Below are 2,258 nucleotides of genomic sequence, written 5' to 3' on the forward strand. Positions count from 1 at the left end.
GGGCCGACGCGATCCGAACGCTTGAGCATCATCGCGAGGAACGCGATGTTCTGGTGAATGCCGTTCTCCCAGATCGCCTGGCCATCGCGCGCAAACAGCGAGATACCGACAGCCAGTCGCCCGTCGATGCGACAGCAAGGGGCATCGTGATTAGATGTCGTCTGCATTACGTGCTCGTCGTATGTCATTCGATACGACCGTCGATACACGATCCCCCGGGCGCAGTCGCCACGTCCCGGGGGATAAGTCTCAGCGACTTACCACTGGTATGAGACTCCGGCTCCGTAAGTACTGCCGTTGCCGCTGATCCCGACACCGAGTTTAGCCTTCAGGTTGTCGCTGAACCGCACCGATACCCCGATCGCCGATGCCGCGTAACCTTGGTAGCTGCCGGTGCCGATCCCGACCGCGATCGTTTTCCCGGGATCGACCTCCGGAATCATGGTCAATGCGGTGGCAGCGGCAATGCCCGAGTACGCACGACGCGCCACTTCATTGACCGACGACTGAACGCGCCAAAGTTGATTCATATTGGCTGCATCAGTGCCGTCGATCCCGGGCGCCACGTTCGTCAAGCGACGTTCGTTGTCGGGCGTCCCGAACGAAACGGTATTCGGAGCCGAGGCGATCGACCCGGTGCCGACTGCGACGGAATTCGGTGCAGTTGCCGTGCTGCCTTGGCCCACCGCGGTCGTGTTGACTCCCGAGGCCGTCGATCCCTGGCCCAAGGCCGTCGAGTTATCGCCGGTTGCGGCCGCTGCTTGACCGTTGGCCTTGGAGTTTTTGCCCGATGCGATCGCGCCTTGGCCTTCCGCGGTCGAGTTCTGTCCTGAGGCCGTTGCGCCCTCGCCCACTGCGGTTGAATTCGTGCCTGACGCATTCGCGCCTTGGCCAACGGCTGTCGAGTTTGCAGCTGCCGATGCGCCCGAACCGATTGCAGTACTGCCATCCGTCGTCTGGGTCTTGATCGACGTCAGCGGCGCGACCGCAGTCGACAGCGACGCCAGGCTGGCGTCGGTCGTGGAAAGCCCGGTCGACAGGGATGCAACATTGCTGTTGGTGGTACTCAAGCCGGTAGACAGCGAGCTGACGGAAGTCGACGTCGACGTCGACAACGACGAAATCGCACTGGTCGTTGACGAGAGACCAGTTGACGTCGAGGTAGAGAGCGATGTCACGGTGCTATTCGTCGTGCTCAGACCGGTCGACAACGAACCGACGGCGCTCGACGTCGACGTGGACAGCGACGTCACCGTACTGTTCGTCGTGCTAAGGCCCGTCGACAGCGAACCAACAGCTGCAGCAGTCGACGTGGACAGTGACGTCATCGTGCTGTTTGCGGTGCTGAGACCGGTCGACAATGAGCCGATCCCCGTTGCGGTCGACGTCGACAGCGACGTTACCGTGCTGTTGGTCGTGCTCAACCCGGTCGACAGCGAGTTCACACCGCTTTGCGCCGTGCTGATACCCGTCGAAGCCGATGTCGACAGCGACGTCACCGAGCTGTTGGTCGTGCTCAGACCCGTCGACAGCGAGCTGACGCTGCTCGACGTCGAAGTCGACAGCGAGTCCAGATTGCTGTTCGTGGTGCTCAATCCGGTCGACAGCGAGTTCACACCGCTTTGCGCCGTGCTGATACCCGTCGAAGCCGATGTCGACAGCGACGTCACCGAGCTGTTGGTCGTGCTCAGACCCGTCGACAGCGAGCTGACGCTGCTCGACGTCGAGGTCGACAGCGAGTCCAGATTGCTGTTCGTGGTACTCAACCCGGTCGACAGCGAGTTCACACCGCTTTGCGCCGTGCTGATACCCGTCGAGGCCGATGTCGACAGCGACGTCACCGAGCTGTTGGTCGTGCTCAGACCCGTCGACAGCGAGCTGACGCTGCTCGACGTCGAGGTCGACAGCGAGTCCAAACTGCTGTTCGTCGTACTCAATCCGGTCGACAGCGAGTTCACACCGCTTTGTGCCGTGCTGATACCCGTCGAGGCCGATGTCGACAGTGAACTCAACTGGCTATAGTTTACTGCGTCGGTCGGATCTACGCCTGCTGCCACGTTGGTCAATTTGACTGGCGCAGTCGCGCTTGTACCACCCAGCGTCACTGACGTATGAGCCGAATTGTCATACTGCACCGAATTTGCTACACCGGTCGACAGCGAAGCAACCGAACTGTTGGTCACGCTCAGGCTGGTCGACAATGACGTAACGCCGCTTTGCGCTGTGCTGATGCCCGTCGACGCCGACGTCGACAGTCC

At 61.3% G+C, this 2,258-nt stretch carries 2 protein-coding genes; both read right to left on the reverse strand.

The window, feature by feature from the left end; genetic code table 11:
• Nucleotides 1-167: DUF2827 family protein (locus WT24_RS29010; protein WP_156441881.1), on the reverse strand; the 167-nt coding region annotated here is incomplete at its 3' end.
• Between the two features lie 90 nt (nt 168-257).
• Nucleotides 258-2,258 (reverse strand): YadA-like family protein (locus WT24_RS33855; RefSeq protein ID WP_179949406.1); only part of this gene is annotated, 2,001 nt, incomplete at its 5' end.

It is taken from the genome of Burkholderia sp. MSMB1078WGS (assembly GCF_001528895.1).
In the GTDB taxonomy this organism is placed as follows: Bacteria; Pseudomonadota; Gammaproteobacteria; order Burkholderiales; family Burkholderiaceae; genus Burkholderia.